The organism is Acinetobacter gandensis (assembly GCF_001678755.1).
Lineage (GTDB): Bacteria > Pseudomonadota > Gammaproteobacteria > Pseudomonadales > Moraxellaceae > Acinetobacter > Acinetobacter gandensis.
On sequence record NZ_LZDS01000006.1, the window covers coordinates 60,153 to 77,952 of the forward strand.

Consider the following 17,800-nt stretch of genomic DNA (forward strand, 5'->3'; position numbering starts at 1 on the left):
TTAATCCTGCTTTAATAAGTCAAAATCTTGGTTCCATCCCAGTTTAGTCCGACATGCCATATAGAAGTCATAACCAGGTGGATGCAATAAATTCAGCTTAAATGGATGTTTGCGAATATGTAAAGTATCGCCTACACCCATTGAGACACTATGTTGACCGTCTGCACTCACCATTGGCAGTACACGGTTTTCACGAATGACAAGTTTAATTTCACTTTGTCCGCCCACAACAATCGGACGTGATGACAAGGTATGTGGATGCATTGGTACCAGTGCAATAGCATCCATACTTGGATGAACAATCGGTCCACCACCTGAAAGCGCATAAGCCGTAGAACCGGTTGGGGTTGAAACAATCAATCCATCACTGTGCTGGCGATACACATATTGACCATCAATATTCAGTTCAAAATCGATCATGTGCACAGATTTACCTGAGTGCAACACAATATCATTCAATGCAATCGCATTATAAATCGATTCACCTTTGGAGCGAACTTCCATCTCCAATAAAAAGCGTCGATCTAGTTGGAATTCACCTTTTAATACCTGATCTAACTTAAAGATGACTTCTGTCGGCTTGATATCGGTTAAGAAACCTAAACGACCACGGTTTACACCAATCACTGGCGTATTATATTTCACCAATGCACGTGCAGCGTGGAGTAATGAGCCATCACCACCAACCACAATCACTAAATCGACCACTTCACCCAATAATGCGCGGCTGACCGTTTGTGTATTGGCATAAGGAACCAATTGTGCTGTTTGCGTATCAAATACAGGATGTAATCCTAAACTTAAAAGATGATCATGAATCAGACATAAGGTTTCGATTACCGAAGATTTGTCTGGACGACCAATCAACCCAATGTTTCGAAATGATTTATGTGAAATTTGCACCTGCGCCATAGCTCCGCTTCGCCTCAGCCTTATCATATCATTAACACTTATGATTTAAAAAAACTTTAAAGTTCCATTGTTAATGCTTTTCTTCTCATATTTTGCATACATATAACAGTTTAAATATTGCAAAATACTGAAAAGCTTCGCATGATTAGCAAAATTTCTCAGGGTCTTATCAGTATTTATGAAGTCTGAACGTGGCATAGGCTTAATTGCACTTATTTTTTCGCTGCTGGTTATCGGCGGATTTTTAGTGTTCAGCATTTATCTCATTCGTCTTGATAATATCGTACGGGATAAATTTGAAGGACAACGTTGGGACATTCCAGCTAAGGTATTCGCTCGTCCTTTAGAAATTTATACCAATGCCCCTGTGAGCCAAGCTGATTTGAACGAAGAACTCAAACTATTGGGTTATAAATCACAAGACAGCTATGCCAAAACGGGCAATTATGTTACTTCTGGGAATGTGACCTATATTCATACCCGAGGTTTTGACTTTGGTGATAGTGTCGACCCTGAACAAGTTCTTAAAATTACTTTTGGTGCAGACCAAATTACCGAGGTGAGTGCAACTAAACCTTCTAGTAGTGGTATTGCACGTTTAGAACCCATGCTGATTGGCGGTATTTTCCCGCAGCACAACGAAGACCGTGTATTGATTAAATTGGATAAAGTGCCAAAACCTTTAATCCAAGCTCTAATCGCAACGGAAGACCGTAATTTCTATCAGCACCATGGTATTTCATTCCGTGGTACAGCGCGTGCAATTGTAAGTAATGTGACTGGTGGTAAGCGTCAAGGTGGTTCGACACTAACGCAACAGTTGGTGAAAAACTTCTATTTATCTCCTGAAAAGACCATCAAACGTAAAGCCAATGAAGCCTTAATGGCAATGTTAATTGAGCTACATTACGACAAAGATGAAATTTTAGAAGCTTACTTAAATGAAGTGAACTTAGGTCAGAACGGTAACTATTCTATCAATGGTTATGGTTTAGCTTCACAATTCTATTTTGGCTTACCTCTTCGTGAACTTAATATTGCACAACAAGCTTATTTGGTTGGCTTAGTTCAAGGCCCTACCCTATATAATCCATGGAAAAACCCTGAACTTGCAACCAAACGTCGCAACATCGTATTGAATAATATGGTGGTCATGGGCTACTTAACTCAGGAACAATATGAAACTGAGTCTGCACGTCCTTTAAATGTTATTTCAAAACCAACACTTGGCCCTTCTCGCTTCCCTGACTTTATGGATATTGTACGTCGTCAACTACGTACCGAATATCAAGAAAGTGATTTGACCAATCAAGGTTTGCGTATTTTCACCACTATGGATCCAATTGCACAAACTCATGTACAGGATGCCTTTAAAGCCTCAGTACAACGTTTAAGTAATGCCAATCCTGCACGGTTAAAAGACTTGCAAGGTGCGGTATTGGTGTCACATCCTGAAAATGGTGAATTGGTCGCTGCTGTCGGTTCTACCCAAGATTTTACTGGCTTCAACCGAACGATGGATGCAAAACGCCAAGTGGGCTCACTGCTAAAACCCGTTATCTACTTAAGCGCAATTGAATCAAATCGATATAACTGGGCAAGTCAAATTGAGGACAGCCCGATTAGCGTACAAAGTGATGGTAAAGCATGGACACCGAAAAACTACAGTGGCGGCGCACATGGTGTCGTGCCAATGGTTGATGCGCTCGCTAATTCTTATAACCTTTCAGCCGTGCGCTTAGGTCAAGAATTTGGGATGTCGACGTTCATCAATCATTTGAAAAAGTTTGGTGTGACTTCGAATATTCCGAATTACCCATCTATTTACTTAGGTGCCATTGATATGTCACCTATGGAAGTCATGAGTATTTATGGCAACTTCGCTACTGGTGGTTTTAAATACCCAACCAAAGCTATTCGCTCGGTTGTGGACTCGAACGGTCGAATGTTAGATCGTTATAGTTTAACGGTTCAACCAACCATTGCTCCTGATTCAGCCTTTATTTTGAACTATGGCTTACAACAAGTTATGAGTGCTGGTACAGGTCGTTCGGCTTATGCCTCACTTCCAGCATCACTTAAACTTGCGGGTAAATCAGGAACAACCAACGACACCCGTGACTCATGGTTTGCAGGCTACTCAGGTAATTACCTCAGTGTGGTTTGGTTAGGCTTAGATAATAACAAAGTAACAGGCTTAACTGGTTCATCAGGCGCTCTGCCTGTATGGACCAATGTTATGAAGCAATTGCGTCAAAAACCCGTTAATTTACGACAACCAGACAGCGTGCAATGGCAGTGGCTAGATCGTTATTCAGGTAATTTATCTGCTCAACATTGTACAGGTGCGATATACATTCCACTATCGCGTAACTCGATACCAAACCAAGCAACTGCATGTGGTTCTACACAATATGAAGTAGAACCTTACACAGTTAACACTGAAGAAACACAGCCTGTAAATGAGCAAGATGATACTTTAGGCGACTACATTCGTGAAAGTGAATCCGAGTCTAATCAGGGTACAACTGATCAACCTCGTATTATCTCAAGTGGAGAGTATGCAAATTAATTTACGTCATTCAAATGCATTTTTAACGCTGTTGTTCCCTAGCCTGCTGGTTATGACACTCGCAGGCTGTCAGAGTCTTCCGCAGGTAGAACCAGACACCAAACCGGCAAATCAGCCTGAAAAAAAAGCGGACATCCATGAACCATCTGGCGTTATTATTACACCTTATGACCATCCTGAAATTAAACGCCAACGTATCATTATTCCTGAACAAAAAACTCAAGTTCAAAAATTTGACGATGGCCGGGATCTACCTGCGTTTAAAAAACTAATTCAAAACACCCAAACAGCTTACACCAATGGCAAATGGAATGAGGCAGAAGCAGCGGCAACGCAAGCCCAGCGTCTTGCCCCCCAATCTGCCGAAACATTTTTATATTTAGGCATGATTGCCAATCGCAAAAACCAACCTGCAAATGCTGAAGCATTGGCACTCCGTGGTTTAAGTTATGCGCAAAGCAATGCTATGAAAAAACAATTATGGAATGTGGTTCTCAAAGCAGGTCAAATGCAAAAGAAAACGTCGACCATTAGCAAAGCACAAAACGCGTTAAAAACACTATAAATAAATCCATAAAAAAGCCTCGTGATCATCGAGGCTTTTTTTATTACGTTACAAACCTATTTATTTACTTAATTACTTACTTATTAATAGTAACAATCAAAAGCATAGTATGAGATTCGATAGATTTTATTTATGAATACTTCATATTTCGAAAATGAGCATTTAAAACACTATCTATCTCGTTATCTATTTAAAATGGATAGACATTACAAGAAACGAATGCCTGCAATACCATATGCATGGTGTTGCTGAGCAGTCTCTATTACATCCAATGACATGCCGCCTAAGGCAAATACTGGGATATCCAACGATCCTGCAATCTCAGTAAATTTGTCCCAGCCCAACGCTTTCGCATCTGGATGTGTTGCGGTTACAAATACCGGACTGAGTAATACCGCATCACACCCTATTTTTTGGGCATATTGAGCCGACACTACATCATGACAGGCGGCAATATATCGTTTACTTATGATTAAATCCTTCGCCGTCATCTGCATGAGTTGTTGCTGTTTAATATGAATAGTTGAAATCTGAGCCTGAGTTTCGACATTTAACAATTTATATAGTTCAATATTTACAATTAACTGTGCAAGTGACTCACTTTCAAGTTGATTGAGTAACTCCGCATTCTTTTCTGTTGCTTCGACACGCCAGTAATATAAATATTCAGACAACAAAGAAATTGAACTTTCTAAGTGGTCAATAATTTTTATTTTTTCTGCCCAAACCAAGCGTTTTACAATTGACTGATTGGCTTTAGGGAAATTTAAATTAAGCAATTGCTGACGCGTATACCAGGCCCAAGGCTGTTGTATTTCATTTAGCAGCTCATTCGGCACCACCGCATGAAATAAATGTAATTTCACCACAATATCATCATATTCATGCTGAATATAATCAAAAGCATGCCAGTCTTGAATTCCGACGCCGACCTCTTCAAAGATTTCTCGGCGACAAGCTGCTAAAGGAGTTTCTCCCTGTTCAACTTTCCCTCCAGGGAATTCATGTTTATTGCCCTGATGCTGTTTTGCTTCACGCCAACCGACCAGTACTTTATCTTGATGTAATAAAATTGCGATAGCGACATCTAATTGTGGTTTAGACATGATCCCTGCTCTGTACCATTTGATGCCCAAGTGTAAGCAAATTTAACTTTTTTATAAATTAATAAAAATAACGTTGACAGCTCTATTCGATAATGATTATCATTTAAACCATTCAGAAATACACCACGGAGTCGACGGAATGAACGCACCATTTAGCTTTTTTACACGCACTAACGAAACACACCATTCACTACCAATGCTGCACTCAAATAACCTATTTGCATTGGGTCGTGAAATTCGCATTATGCATGCGGGTGAAGAATATCGCTTACGCTTAACACGTAATAACCGACTTATTCTGACCAAATAATTTTCAGATAAGAATAATAATTATCAGCGCAATAAAAATAATCGTGGAAACAAGCAGCATGTCACGCCATGCTGCTTTTTAATTTTCAGTGAAATAAATATCCATTCAATCCATTTGCACATTATCAGTAAAGATCCAATTTAATTTTTCGGCAATCTAATTTGAATCTTTAGTCCCCCAAGTTGAGATGCAGCTATTTCCAGTGTCCCCTGATGCAATTGAATAATTTTTTGCGCAATAGAAACACCTAATCCAGAACCTTCGGTTTTATTACCTAGTATTCGATAAAAGCGCTCACCAATACGCTGAATTTCCTGTTCAGTTAAGCCCAGTCCTGTATTTTCAATTTGCCAAATCACGGTTTTTAGCTCATCTATAAAATCAATCTGAACCTTGCCCTGCTCTGGTGTATAACGTATCGCGTTATCAATCAAATTACGAATGCAGGTGTAGATCAACTCACTATTCATATTGATATGCAAAGGAAAGGTATTCATTTTCCAATGTGTACCTTTTTCATCGGCAAATGGTTGTAAAGCTTCAAACGCCTGTAAAGTCACTTGCTGCAAATCTGCCTTTTGCTTTTCCACTTGAGCTGTATCTGTCGGATCTAAACGAGCGAGTATTAATAGATTTTCTAAAACACGTGTTCCGCGAGTCACATCTTTTTGAATGACCTCTAAATCTTGTTGTATGTCTGGATATCTTCTTTTTAATACTTGCAGACGCATCTGTATTGCAGAAAGTGGTGAACGTAACTCATGTGAAGCATCCGCCGTAAATCGCTGCTCCGCTTGTAAGGATAATTCTAGCCGCTGGAGTAAATAATTAAGCTGTGTTTGAATAGGAGCAAGTTCGTCTAAAATAGGATGAGGTAATTTAATAGGTGCTAAGTCATCAGCGCTTTTTTGTGCAATTTTGGCTGAAAAAATATTTAGTACTTTTAGCTGGCGTTTAATATAAATATGTAAAAGTAGCCACTGTATTAACCATACAATCAGTAGAATACCTGCGTATCCCATAACACTTTGTAAGGTTTCCAGCACACGCTTTTCAATCGGCTGAATAATTTGTACCGTTAAACCATCATCCTGCTGTTGATAACTACGCCACAATTGTCCATCAGACCATACAAAATGATGTCCATTTTCGATAGCCATAGCAGTTGTGTTCACTTCTTCATTTTTTTCAGATTGTGTTAAAAGATCTGAACCACGAAAAAGTTGATAATGCATGTCGAACTCTTCACTGAGTTCATCTATTTGCTTACCATTTACTTGTGTTAAATCTGTTGCAATAAGCATATCGGCAACTTCATCCATCAGTTCATCATGGACACTCATTACATGGTATAAGCCAAAACCAACCATCAAAAACAATGAAATCAGTCCTGCCCAAATTGCACTGAGCAGAGAAGTTTTTATCAGTTGCTTTTGTAATGATACGCTTTGCTTTGCAGCCATAATTTAACTCGATTCCGGTAAATTCATGCGATATCCCAAGCCACGTACTGTTTTAATATAGTGACTGCCAATTTTCTTTCTTAATTGATAAATAAAAACTTCGATGGCATTGCTTTCAATTTCATCGCCCCATGCATAAAGCGATTCTTCTAGCTGCTCACGGGTCATAATATGTTCAGGATGCAGCATCATTTTATGCAGTATTTGATACTCTCTTGAGGTTAAGGCAATTAACTCATTATTTTTATGTAATGTCTTCGCCTGTGTATCTAAGGTTAATTCAGCAAAATTCAGATGATTATCAGCTTGTTGATGTTGTACACGTAACTGCGCCCTCACTCGAGCAGAAAGCTCTTCCAAACTAAAGGGCTTAACTAAATAATCATGTGCTCCTAAATCTAATCCCTCGACCCGATCTGCAATACTGTCACGTGCAGTAATAAAAATAACCGGTGTTAGTGGATACACTTGTCTGAGTCGTCTTAATATTTCATCGCCCGTAGCTTTCGGCAAACCACGATCCAGCAATACACAGTCATAAACATGCTGTTCAATGGCCAATAAGGCATGGTCGCCACGTTCAACCCAATCAACACTATAACCATCCATTTCTAGCCAGGTTTTAATACTGTCTGCCTGTGAAGCATCATCTTCTGCTAAAAGTATACGCATTCAGCTCCCTCTTTGAGTAGTTGACTTAGTTTGAGTGTAACGAAAAACCGATTTATTAAAAAAGAATTCAATAAAAAAACCACACCGAATGATGTGGTTTTTTCAATATTCAAATAAAGTATTTGAATAGTTTTAGAACTTCACATGATCGACATCAATTTCCACATGTTTTGTAGGTTTATGATCAATGTCTATTTCACCAATTAATGTGACGGGTGTTTTTGCTGAAATAGGCTTGCCTTGCCAAAGCTCATTATCAATTTCGACCGTAACACTGCCGGTTTTATCTTGGAATTGATATTTCTCATCACCCAAAGATTTCACTACATAGCCATGAAGTTGTACTTTTGTGTCATCTTTTTGAGTGAGTGCTTGTTTAACACTGGTTGTTTTCAGCGGTGTCACAGCAGTGTGATTCACAGCCGTATTTGCCATTGCAACTGAAGTTAAAGTTGCCAAACTTAAACCTAATGCTACAGATTTCATCTTATTCATCGTCTTCTCTCTATGACTTGCTCTGTTTCGATATAAGTATTAAAACAAAGCAAGATGAGCCGAATCTTAAGATAAATATATTGAGTATTGATGCTTAAATTTAGAATGATGTACTGAACAACGATCATTTAATTTAGAGGGACGACACGCAGGACTTCTTCTAATGTAGTCACACCTGCTAAGACTTTACGTGCACCTGCAATACGCAATGGCTCAATCTGTTCCTTACGCGCTTGCTGGCGCAGTTGATTTAGTGTGGCATTTGCACCAATCAGCTGTTTAGTTTCCAAACTCAGTGGCATAAATTCATAGATTCCGACACGCCCCTTATAACCTGTCTGACGGCATTCATCACAACCTACTGCTTCATAGACAAAATTAGGCATTTCTAAGTTATAGTCAAATGTAAGGTGCTTCCACTCTTGCTCATTGATAAAGGTTTCACGTTTACAGTGCGGACATAACTGACGTACTAATCGCTGTGCTAATACACCTAATATCGTTGCAGCCGTTAAGAAGGGTTGAATGCCTAAATCATGCAAACGCGTCAAACTTGATGGCGCATCATTCGTATGTAGCGTTGAAAGTACTAAATGCCCTGTGAGCGCCGCTTGAATCGCCATATTTGCCGTATCATGGTCACGAATTTCTCCAACCATAATAATATCAGGGTCTTGTCGCATGAGAGCACGAACACCATCTGCAAAACCTAGGTCAATGCCTGTATTAACTTGCATTTGGTTAAAGCTAGGTTCTAACATCTCAATCGGGTCTTCAATGGTACAAACATTGACTTCTTCAGTCGCCAATTGCTTTAACGATGAATATAAGGTGGTGGTCTTACCCGAACCCGTAGGCCCTGTCACTAAAATAATGCCGTGACTATGACTGGTTAATGTATTCCAATCATCTAACAAGCGACCATCAAAGCCAAGTTGTTGAAAGCTTCTGACTAAAACCTCTGGATCAAAAATACGCATGACCAGCTTCTCGCCAAAAGCAGTTGGCAAAGTTGAAAGACGAAGTTCTGTTTCTTGTCCTTTAGGTGTTCGTGTTTTGAGTCGACCATCTTGCGGTTTACGTTTTTCAGCAACGTTCATACGTCCTAAAATTTTGATTCGTGATACCACGGCAGTGAGTGTATTCGCGGGCATGTTATAAATAGTATGCAGCACCCCATCAATACGGAATCGGACTTTACCGGTGTCTTTACGTGGTTCTAAATGTATATCACTTGCACCTTGTTCAAAGGCAAATTGCAGCACCCAATCGACCAGTTTGACAATGTGCTGATCATTGGCATCTGGATTTTGTGTATCACCTAATTGCAGTAGGGCTTCGACCCCTTTATTTTCACGATCATAACTCGATGATTTTTGCGAATTACTCACTGCACGACTGACTTGATAATATTCCACCAGGTAGCGTTGTAGTTGATCTGGGCTTAAAAGGACACGTTGAATTTTACGTGGTAGAACACTTCGCTCTAAGTTAGCAACCCATTCACTTTTATAAGGTTGATCTGTAGCAATCAGGACATGTTCATTTTGCAGTTCTACAGCTAAAATTCGGTTGCGTACTGCAAACTCCTGTGACATTACACTGGTCAATGCTGCAACATCGGCTTTTAAAGGATCAATAATATAAAAAGGTAATCCTGCTTTTTCTGCCAACCACTGACACAGTCGGTTCAAGGTTAATGTGGTTTGAGGATGACTTTGATCGACTAAATTAAAATTGGCAATCCATTGTAAAGGATGCCATTTCAGTTGTTCGCGCTGACGATGTGTAGTCTGTATCCGTAATTTATCACGCTCACTCACTCGCCCATCTTTTTGTAATTGGTCTAAACACCAAGAAGTGTCAATTTCAAAATTAAAAGTCATTGTTCTATGTTCCCCAAACATAGGGTTTACTATAACAAAACCAGCTACGTAAAACGCAATATTTTTTACTTTAATTATTAAGCAAAATTTAACTTAAATCATTAATTTAAATTAGTTATTTTTCACTATTCACTTTTTTTGTTTTTACTATACTATGTGCCACAGTCACAAATAATAGTGACGTATTTAATAATTTATAATGAGGGTAACATGAAATTTAAAACTTTAAGCCTAGCCATTTTTAGTGTTTTTGCATTAGCTGCCTGTGGCGGTGGAGGCTCTTCAGGTAATAACTCACCTGAAACTGGTTCAGGTTCAGGTTCAGGTTCAGGTTCAGGTTCAGGTTCAGGTTCAGGTTCTGTAGATAATCAAATATGGTCAATCTACTCATCATCATATTGGGAAGGAAGTGACAATTTATTCGATAAAATGCATTTCAATATTCAAAATAATAACATTTATTTAAATATTGATTATTTAAGTAATAACAATGATGATTACGATTTAAAGTGGATAATTTTTGATTATTTAACTGACGAAGGATTGTATACACCAGCGCTGAACAAAACCGAATATGGTTATAAATTTGCCAATTTAATTTCTAAAAATGATAGTCAATGGGTTTTCACACCAGCATCTAGTCAAAACTTCAATGGTCTGAAACTGACTCAAAATTTCGAAGTGGTAAATTTAACAGGTAAAGAAATTGGCTATTATATAGACACATTTAATTATCTTTCAGGTGCAGATACTACGTTAGCAACGAAGTTAGGCACATTCCCAAGTTTCTATTATTCAAAATTAAAAGGAAAAACTTTTCCCCAAGGTTCAACTTGCCTAAGATTGAAAACATCATCAAGTTCAAAAAATTATGTTGAACTCCTTGGTGACAACATTAATGGTTTTGATCCTACTGAATATTTAGATGACGGTTATACCATCCAAAACATAGCTTCTTATCCAGTTTATATTTCGAAAAATCAACCTGTAAATTATGATTTTGATGCTTATGTGCAGTTTAATCAAAATTATCGTTATGGCTCATACTATAAATCAGGGACCACTTACACATTGGCTAATGATATTAAAGACTATCAAGCTGACTTAGATGAGGCGATTCAAAATTATGGAAAGGATAGCCTGGAAGCAAAAGTTGAAACTAACTATGTAGAAGCAATCAAAAATGAATGCTCGCTATTTAACAATATCGCTAGTACTGAAATTGATAAATACTCTAAATTAAAGTAATTCATTTTCAAAAAGATCAGGTTTAAAACCTGATCTTTTTTAACTATTTAGAATTTCGTGTACAACAATTTTATTGGTCTCTACGCAAAAACGCACATTACAACCACCAAACAACATACCATAAATACGTTCATCATCATGTTGATAGGCAGGACGAGGATCTAAAGCTAATACTTGCTCCAACTCCCCTACCAATTTTGGTGTAAAGCTGCCCAGCTTGATTAATTGCTGTTTTTGTTGTTCGGCTTGTTCTGACCAGATTACTGTTTTTCTCACGGGTTCTTGCTGTGCATAGCTACTGTTCGCGCCTACAATTGCATCTGAGTATTGAATATAAGGCTTAATATCTAAAATTGGTGTACCGTCCAATAAATCACTACCTGTGACATAAAGGTGAACGGCTTTACCCACTTTTTTGACTTCTTTAAATTGCACAACAGACAGCCCCATAGGTGATGGACGATACATACTCCGTGTCGCAAATACCCCGATTTTTTTATTGCCTCCTAAGCGTGGTGGACGAACTTGAGGTCGGAACTTATTTGATTCGACATTCTTATTGTCATGAAATTGCCAGATCAGCCAAAGATGGCTGAAATCATCAATTCCCTCGAAAGCCAATAAATCATTATACGGCGCTATCATTTCAATATAAGATTCGACTTGAACCAAATTCGGCTGACGTGGAATACCAAATTTTTCTCGGTAGGGAGATTTCATATACCCGATAATTGGCATTTTAAGCTCAGTCATAATCACTTTTTCTGATAAGTTCAATTAAATATATTCAGTTTATCGAGAATGATTTTAGATTAGAATAGTAAGCTGTTCTAATTTGATAATTTTATTGAGACCTTTAATGGCTGCTTTTAACGTCGAAAAGATTACTCACGTCCACCATTGGAATGACACTTTATTCTCTTTTAAAACCACTCGCGATACAGCGTTACGTTTTAAAAACGGTCAATTTGTGATGATCGGCCTAGAAGTAAATGGTAAGCCTTTAATGCGCGCTTATTCTATTGCAAGCGCAAACTATGAAGAAGAATTAGAGTTTTTCTCTATTAAAGTTCCAGATGGTCCTTTAACGTCTATTTTACAAAAGGTAAAAGTTGGCGATGAAATTTTAGTGTCTAAAAAACCTACAGGTACTTTAGTTCTAGATGATTTAAACCCTGGTAAAAACTTATACCTACTTTCTTCAGGCACAGGTCTTGCACCTTTTCTTTCGGTGATTCGTGACCCTGAAACTTACGAACGTTTTGAAAAAATCATCGTTGTACATGGTACACGTTTCATTTCTGAATTGGCTTACCAAGATTTAATTTTGGATGAAATTCCTAACCACGAATTCTTTGGTGAATTAGGCGCGAAAGAAAAGTTAGTTTACTATCCAACAGTTACGCGTGAAGAATTCCATACTCAAGGTCGTGTAACAACTGCAATTGAATCTGGTCAACTTTTCGAAAAAATCGGTCTTCCACGTTTCAACCCTGAAACTGATCGTGCAATGCTTTGCGGTTCACCTGCATTCCTAGACGACGTTGCTGCACTACTTGACCACCACGGTCTGAAAGAATCGCCTAAGATGGGTGTTTTGGGTGACTACGTGATCGAACGTGCATTTGTTGAAAAATAATTAGTTTGAATCAGATAAAACGAGGCTTTTGCCTCGTTTTTTATTACTGCTAATTCATCCCACTTGGTATTTTAAATTTGGCATATAGAATCGCTTTCTAAGGGTTTCTCTTCAGGTTCTTTTTGTATCTGTTCATATATAGATCCAAGTTTTTTATCAGTTCTACGTCCTTTCCAACTACGATTAGGCTCATATACAGTTCGCTGTCTAAAATAACTAAACGGCTCTACATTTGCCACAAACCCATATTTAGAGTCATGTATATAATTTGAATAAAAATCTACAGCTTCTTGAGAGACGTCTTTTTCCCAACTTTCCAATTCCCACTCATCAATATGCACAAGCATTTCATACAGTTTAAAAGCAGGATAAAATATTCTAAAAAGGTGTTTTACACCCGTAATATTTGACTGATTAAATGTAGTATAGTTCTTTGTCCACTTAATACGTTCAACTTCAGTTGCCATATCAGCAGGTCCGGTTGGAAACTCGAAACCACCCTCCTCCCTAGAAATTTGGCTAACTGAACGCGAAGCATTTGCTTGCTCAATATCACCATTAATTAAATGTTTTTGTCTTCTTCGGTGTAACGTTCCATAAGAGCCATAATATAATTTCATGTAATTTTGGATATCATGTTCTGTAACACCAGTAGAAGCACCTACTTCTTTTTTAACTGAATTAAATAATTGTTGTGTTTCTTCATTAATCTTGAATTCTTTTTCAAATAGTTCTTTATGTTCGCTTTCTAATTTTAAATAGTCAAAAATTTTTACATTCGCTGATACTGCAGCTTCCATCATATGTTTTAAAGGTATTCTTGCAAAATTATTATCTACACTTTGTGAATTTGGCTGATAACCGCCTCCAACATCTGAGTGCATACCAGGATAAACTATTTCTTTCCACGTATTTGGATTGGCTAATTTCCCATCTTTACGTATTAAATCAACAGGAAAAGAAAATCTTAATTCATTACCTGCAACCAAATGCAAGCAATTTTTAACCCTAGGATCAACTACCATATCCCGTCCCCTAAAGCTCAACTTATTCGGCATATTCGTAGCTGGTAAACCAAATGAAGCTACAGTATCAAACAATCCAAGAAATTGAATATCCAAAGGTATTTTTTCAGATTGTCCTGCTAGACTGTAGTTTAAACTTAAATCTTTACTTTCGTTATTCCAAATCATTTCATTAGAGAACACTCGTGCCAATGCAGCACCGCGGGAAAAACCAAAAATTGATAGATTGATTTTTTTAATTAATCGATGCTGGTTTAAATTAGCTTCGATTTTTGCTTCAGCTTCAATTTTACGTTCCTCAACTTGTGGCTTAAGAATCGCTTCAGCTTGTTCAATTTTAAGTTTTAAAACGTTGGTTAACGTTTCACTAATCTGGTCTTCACCATATTCTAAGCGCCTAGATCCGCCAACTCCAGTAGCGCCACCAGTAGGAAATGTATCTTGAGAATTTGCTATTTGTTTGTCAATCCAATTATTAATCTCTCCATTAAATGGAGTTCCAACACCTGAAATGTAAATTGGATGACTTAACTGTATAGGTGTTTTTAGAGAACGCATTTCAAAGTTACTATAAGAAATAGCATTACGCCATAGTTTTGCAGGATTAGCTAACTTGGCAATTTTTTCATCATTCTCTAAATTATTTCCAGTTCCATCAAAAAAAACTGAAATATTAACTACATCAGAACAATCCTGTTTAGCATTAGGACTCTGATTAGCAATATCATGATTACTATTCTTTATTTTCTGTAATTCATTAAACATAGTCTTCTCTTATTTTTTTTCTTTTGCATTCAATTCATCAATTATTTTTGCTCTCCACTCTAAACCTTTTTTAGTAGCACGAGGCAATTCATTTGATAAGGTAATCTCTACACTATCATCCGGATATAAATGCACTGCTAAGTATTTTTTACCTTTTATTTCTTCAGAAGTTAATATAGGAACATTGATTGCTGTATGTTTGCGGGAACTATTTGTTTCACCCCATTTAACAAATTGTGACCCAATTAAAACTGCTGACCTTTTCGTTCCACTACCAAACCCACCTCCTAATTCTTCTTGATTTAATTCAACGATATAGGGGATATAATTGGTATCGTAACCATAAGATGTTGTAGTCAAAACATATGTTTTTGTGGAGCCTGTACTACACCCAACTAGACCCATCATTATAGTAATCGGCAGCATTACAATTTTTTTTAAAACATTCATTAACTTACCCTTAATTTTAAATATACAATTTTTAAATTAGTAATTTATTACTATTCATAGTATTTAAATCACTATAAATGCACTAGCTCAGCTGCATCAAATCTTCAATTTCTTCCATTGCCTGATCCATATTGATGATTTTATTTTTTACTTTTAAAAGAACACTTTGCAAAAACATATCACTTTCAAACTTATCTTTATAAATCAATGTCAAACATATAAAATTTAAAATATCTCTAGTGCCATTTAGCGAACATTCTCTAGCCTTTTTAAGCATTTCAATAACATATAAATACAAGTCCCAATTATTGAATGACTTTATCAAAAACGGATTATTTAATTTTAAATAATAAATTAGATGATCAGGAAAAGTAGCTTCGACCATTAGTTCTTCTTGTTCAATTGTAAATTCAAAGGGCTGGCGCCAATCATAAAATATTTGTAATTCACAATTATTATCACCAATAATTGTATGTATTTGACCTAAACGATCCCAATACCACCAACTATAAATTGGTTTTAAAAGAATTTTCTTTTGTTCTTCCAATAAGACTTGTTGCTGTACATATAAAGTATTATCAGTTGTTTGCCCCACTAATGTACCAAGTATCGCAGGATCCCAAAATGCTAAATACATTTCAAGTCCCCCCTCAAACTTAACATCTATAAATTGTCTTAAGTGCGCATATAAGTCATCAAAACTTAGCATTGTGACAATTAAAGTCATTCGTGATGTACCAACCATCCGATGATTAATATATTCCCACTCAGAACTATTTATATTATGACTCAATTGAATTAAATGTGGTGATAACTCCGATGCTTTATCACCGGCTGCCTCAACTAATATATTACGTGATTGCAAAATGTCCTTACGTTTAAAAAAGCTACTATCTTGTGCAGCATCAATCACCCCATATATAAAATAGTTTTCTCTAGGGAATTGCTCAAAGAAACGACTTAAATCATTTTTTAATATTTTCGACATCTATTGGCCATCCCCTTTATTTACAAATGCACCTCTTTGACTCGCTCTTCTTGCCAAGCATTCCCAACATACACTTTGAGGAAAAAAAGGAAGACTTATATTGACTTTCGAGCCATTTAAAAATAAATGTTGCCCAGCCTTCACCTCAAACTTTCCAGCAGTAGTTGGCAATACCCCTGCACTGCTAATCTCAATTTGACTACCGCCAGCTGTCAGTACTATTTTCTTACTGGCTTTAATTTCAACGGTATCTTCCGTAGAAATAATTTGAATACCCTTTCGTGCAATCAGATCTGCCCCATCTCCTTGAGCTTGGATTTCAACTTTGCCTTTGCCTGCATACGCACGGAATCCCTCTTGTGCTGCAAATAGACTGATCTTAGTTTGTGCATGAACAATCAAGGATTTTTGACTACTGAGGTTGATGCTATCGCCTGCACTTTGGCTGATCTGCCCATCTGCTGAAAGATGAATATCTTCCTGACTACTCACAGCAATTGAGTTCGGTGCAGATAAAATCATTAAGGCTTGTTTAAAGGCATCCGCTTTTTCTTTACTGCCTTTTTCGATTTGTCCAAGGAAGTTTTTCAGATTATCCAAGACTTCAAGTGAGTCAGTTTGTTGATTTTTCGCCACTTCACTTAAGGCTTTGCTGCTGTTTAAGTTGGCTTCGATTTGCTCTTTCGCTGTTTGTGCATCGAGGTGCATTGCCGCTGCTTGTTGTTGTGGGTGTGTACTGACAAGTAGCCCTTGTCCTGCACGCACTGCGCCCCATTGATCCGTTCTTAGTTCAAAGCCTTCGCCTCGTCCTTCACTTTCTGCAGTTTCTTTCGGATGACTGAGGTTACCGAGGTTGAGCTGAGTTGCACCATGGGTGCTTTGTAATTGCGTCGAGATTTGTCCAGTCGTGTCATCAAAGCGTAGTTGTCCATAGCCTTCACCTTGGACTTCCTTACTTTTTATTCCAGCCAGTTTTTTGGTATCTGGCAGTTTACCTTTACTATCAAATTGCGTCGGACTGCGCTGTGCTTCATGTATCCGTCCCACCACAAATGGTCGGTCAATATTACCGTCAAAGAAATCTATCACCACGATTTCATTAATACGCGGTAAGAAGCGTGCGCCATAACCGTCACCGGCCCATGGGGTAAGCACATCGACCCATGCAGAATCCGTATCATTGTCATTGCTGCCTGCACCGCCATCATGGCTGTGGTCATCACCACGGGTAAATAAGAAGCGAACTTTAATTCGTCCCCATTCATCGACATGGATTTCTTCACCACTTGACCCAACCACTTTGGCGCGTTGCGGATGGGTACTTGGACGGTGTTCGAGTGGGTTATATGCAGGAACCGTAGGAATATTACGTCGTTGCAGAATTAAGTTATTGGCTTGCCGTTCTGCCTGTTCATGGATCGGTTTAATTTTCCACTGACTTTGTTCAATCAGTTGATTGACTTGTTCGGCGAGATCTTTGGGTAAGTTATTTTGGTTATAGAATTTCTTTTCTGTGATTAAAAATTGTTTGTCTGCACCACTATGCTGATCAATTTCTGGGTGTTCATTCAGTTCAAACCAATAGCCAACTTGAACATCACGCACGGTCGATTGTGCAGCGAATTGCTTGGACTGTAATTCGTTATAGCGTGTTAAGTTCTGATTCAGTTTTTCAATTTGGCTGTTGGATGCTTTAGTCGCTTG

General features: G+C 37.8%; 16 protein-coding genes. 5 read left to right on the forward strand and 11 right to left on the reverse strand.

Going from position 1 to position 17,800, the window contains the following annotated elements; genetic code table 11:
* Complete coding sequence (locus tag A9J31_RS03885; protein ID WP_067762653.1) at window positions 1-939, reverse strand: NAD(+) kinase; 939 nt, start codon at window positions 937-939, stop codon at window positions 1-3.
* A gap of 151 nt (window positions 940-1,090) precedes the next feature.
* Between A9J31_RS03885 and mrcB the strand changes: the two genes are divergently transcribed.
* Window positions 1,091-3,484, forward strand: a complete 2,394-nt coding sequence (gene mrcB / locus A9J31_RS03890; protein WP_067762654.1) for a penicillin-binding protein 1B — start codon at window positions 1,091-1,093, stop codon at window positions 3,482-3,484.
* Window positions 3,474-4,049, forward strand: coding sequence for a hypothetical protein (locus A9J31_RS03895; protein WP_067762655.1), 576 nt, complete (start codon window positions 3,474-3,476; stop codon window positions 4,047-4,049). The genes mrcB and A9J31_RS03895 overlap by 11 nt, the downstream gene beginning before the upstream one ends.
* 206 nt (window positions 4,050-4,255) lie before the next feature.
* Here the strand turns inward: A9J31_RS03895 and A9J31_RS03900 are convergent, their stop codons facing one another.
* Window positions 4,256-5,155, reverse strand: coding sequence for a thiamine phosphate synthase (locus A9J31_RS03900; RefSeq protein ID WP_067762656.1), 900 nt, complete (start codon window positions 5,153-5,155; stop codon window positions 4,256-4,258).
* A 139-nt stretch (window positions 5,156-5,294) separates the two neighbouring features.
* On the opposite strand from A9J31_RS03900, the gene hemP reads away from it, so the two are divergent.
* Window positions 5,295-5,465 carry a hemin uptake protein HemP gene (gene hemP, locus A9J31_RS03905; RefSeq protein ID WP_067762657.1) on the forward strand — a complete coding sequence of 57 codons (171 nt, stop codon included), beginning with the start codon at window positions 5,295-5,297 and terminating at the stop codon, window positions 5,463-5,465.
* Between the two features lie 140 nt (window positions 5,466-5,605).
* Here hemP and A9J31_RS03910 read toward each other — a convergent pair whose 3' ends face one another.
* The 4 genes from A9J31_RS03910 to tfpB form a co-directional block, all read right to left on the reverse strand.
* Complete coding sequence (locus A9J31_RS03910) at window positions 5,606-6,928, reverse strand: sensor histidine kinase (RefSeq protein WP_067762658.1); 1,323 nt, start codon at window positions 6,926-6,928, stop codon at window positions 5,606-5,608.
* 3 nt (window positions 6,929-6,931) lie between these two features.
* The gene (locus tag A9J31_RS03915) at window positions 6,932-7,600 is read right to left on the reverse strand and encodes a response regulator transcription factor (protein WP_067762659.1); all 669 of its coding nucleotides are present in this window, start codon (window positions 7,598-7,600) and stop codon (window positions 6,932-6,934) included.
* 132 nt (window positions 7,601-7,732) lie between these two features.
* On the reverse strand, window positions 7,733-8,095 hold the full coding sequence (locus A9J31_RS03920) for a NirD/YgiW/YdeI family stress tolerance protein (protein ID WP_067762660.1): 363 nt from the start codon (window positions 8,093-8,095) through the stop codon (window positions 7,733-7,735).
* A 128-nt stretch (window positions 8,096-8,223) separates the two neighbouring features.
* Entirely contained in the window at window positions 8,224-9,981 is a 1,758-nt protein-coding gene (gene tfpB, locus A9J31_RS03925; RefSeq protein ID WP_067762661.1) for a type IV pilus assembly ATPase TfpB, read from the reverse strand.
* Between the two features lie 210 nt (window positions 9,982-10,191).
* Between tfpB and A9J31_RS03930 the strand changes: the two genes are divergently transcribed.
* On the forward strand, window positions 10,192-11,229 hold the full coding sequence (locus A9J31_RS03930; protein WP_067762662.1) for a hypothetical protein: 1,038 nt from the start codon (window positions 10,192-10,194) through the stop codon (window positions 11,227-11,229).
* A gap of 39 nt (window positions 11,230-11,268) precedes the next feature.
* Here A9J31_RS03930 and tsaA read toward each other — a convergent pair whose 3' ends face one another.
* Window positions 11,269-11,982, reverse strand: coding sequence for a tRNA (N6-threonylcarbamoyladenosine(37)-N6)-methyltransferase TrmO (gene tsaA, locus A9J31_RS03935; protein WP_067762663.1), 714 nt, complete (start codon window positions 11,980-11,982; stop codon window positions 11,269-11,271).
* A gap of 106 nt (window positions 11,983-12,088) precedes the next feature.
* Here tsaA and A9J31_RS03940 point away from each other — a divergent pair, with 106 nt between their 5' ends.
* Entirely contained in the window at window positions 12,089-12,868 is a 780-nt protein-coding gene (locus tag A9J31_RS03940; RefSeq protein ID WP_067762664.1) for a ferredoxin--NADP reductase, read from the forward strand.
* Between the two features lie 71 nt (window positions 12,869-12,939).
* Here A9J31_RS03940 and A9J31_RS03945 read toward each other — a convergent pair whose 3' ends face one another.
* The 4 genes from A9J31_RS03945 to A9J31_RS03960 form a co-directional block, all read right to left on the reverse strand.
* Window positions 12,940-14,658 (reverse strand): T6SS phospholipase effector Tle1-like catalytic domain-containing protein, encoded by a 1,719-nt coding sequence (locus A9J31_RS03945; RefSeq protein ID WP_067762665.1) that lies wholly within the window; start codon window positions 14,656-14,658, stop codon window positions 12,940-12,942.
* Window positions 14,659-14,667: 9 nt separating this feature from the next.
* Window positions 14,668-15,108, reverse strand: a complete 441-nt coding sequence (locus A9J31_RS03950; protein ID WP_067762666.1) for a hypothetical protein — start codon at window positions 15,106-15,108, stop codon at window positions 14,668-14,670.
* A gap of 82 nt (window positions 15,109-15,190) precedes the next feature.
* On the reverse strand, window positions 15,191-16,096 hold the full coding sequence (locus A9J31_RS03955) for a DUF4123 domain-containing protein (protein ID WP_067762667.1): 906 nt from the start codon (window positions 16,094-16,096) through the stop codon (window positions 15,191-15,193).
* On the reverse strand, window positions 16,097-17,800 hold a 1,704-nt coding region (locus A9J31_RS03960), incomplete at its 5' end, for a DUF2345 domain-containing protein (protein WP_155857598.1).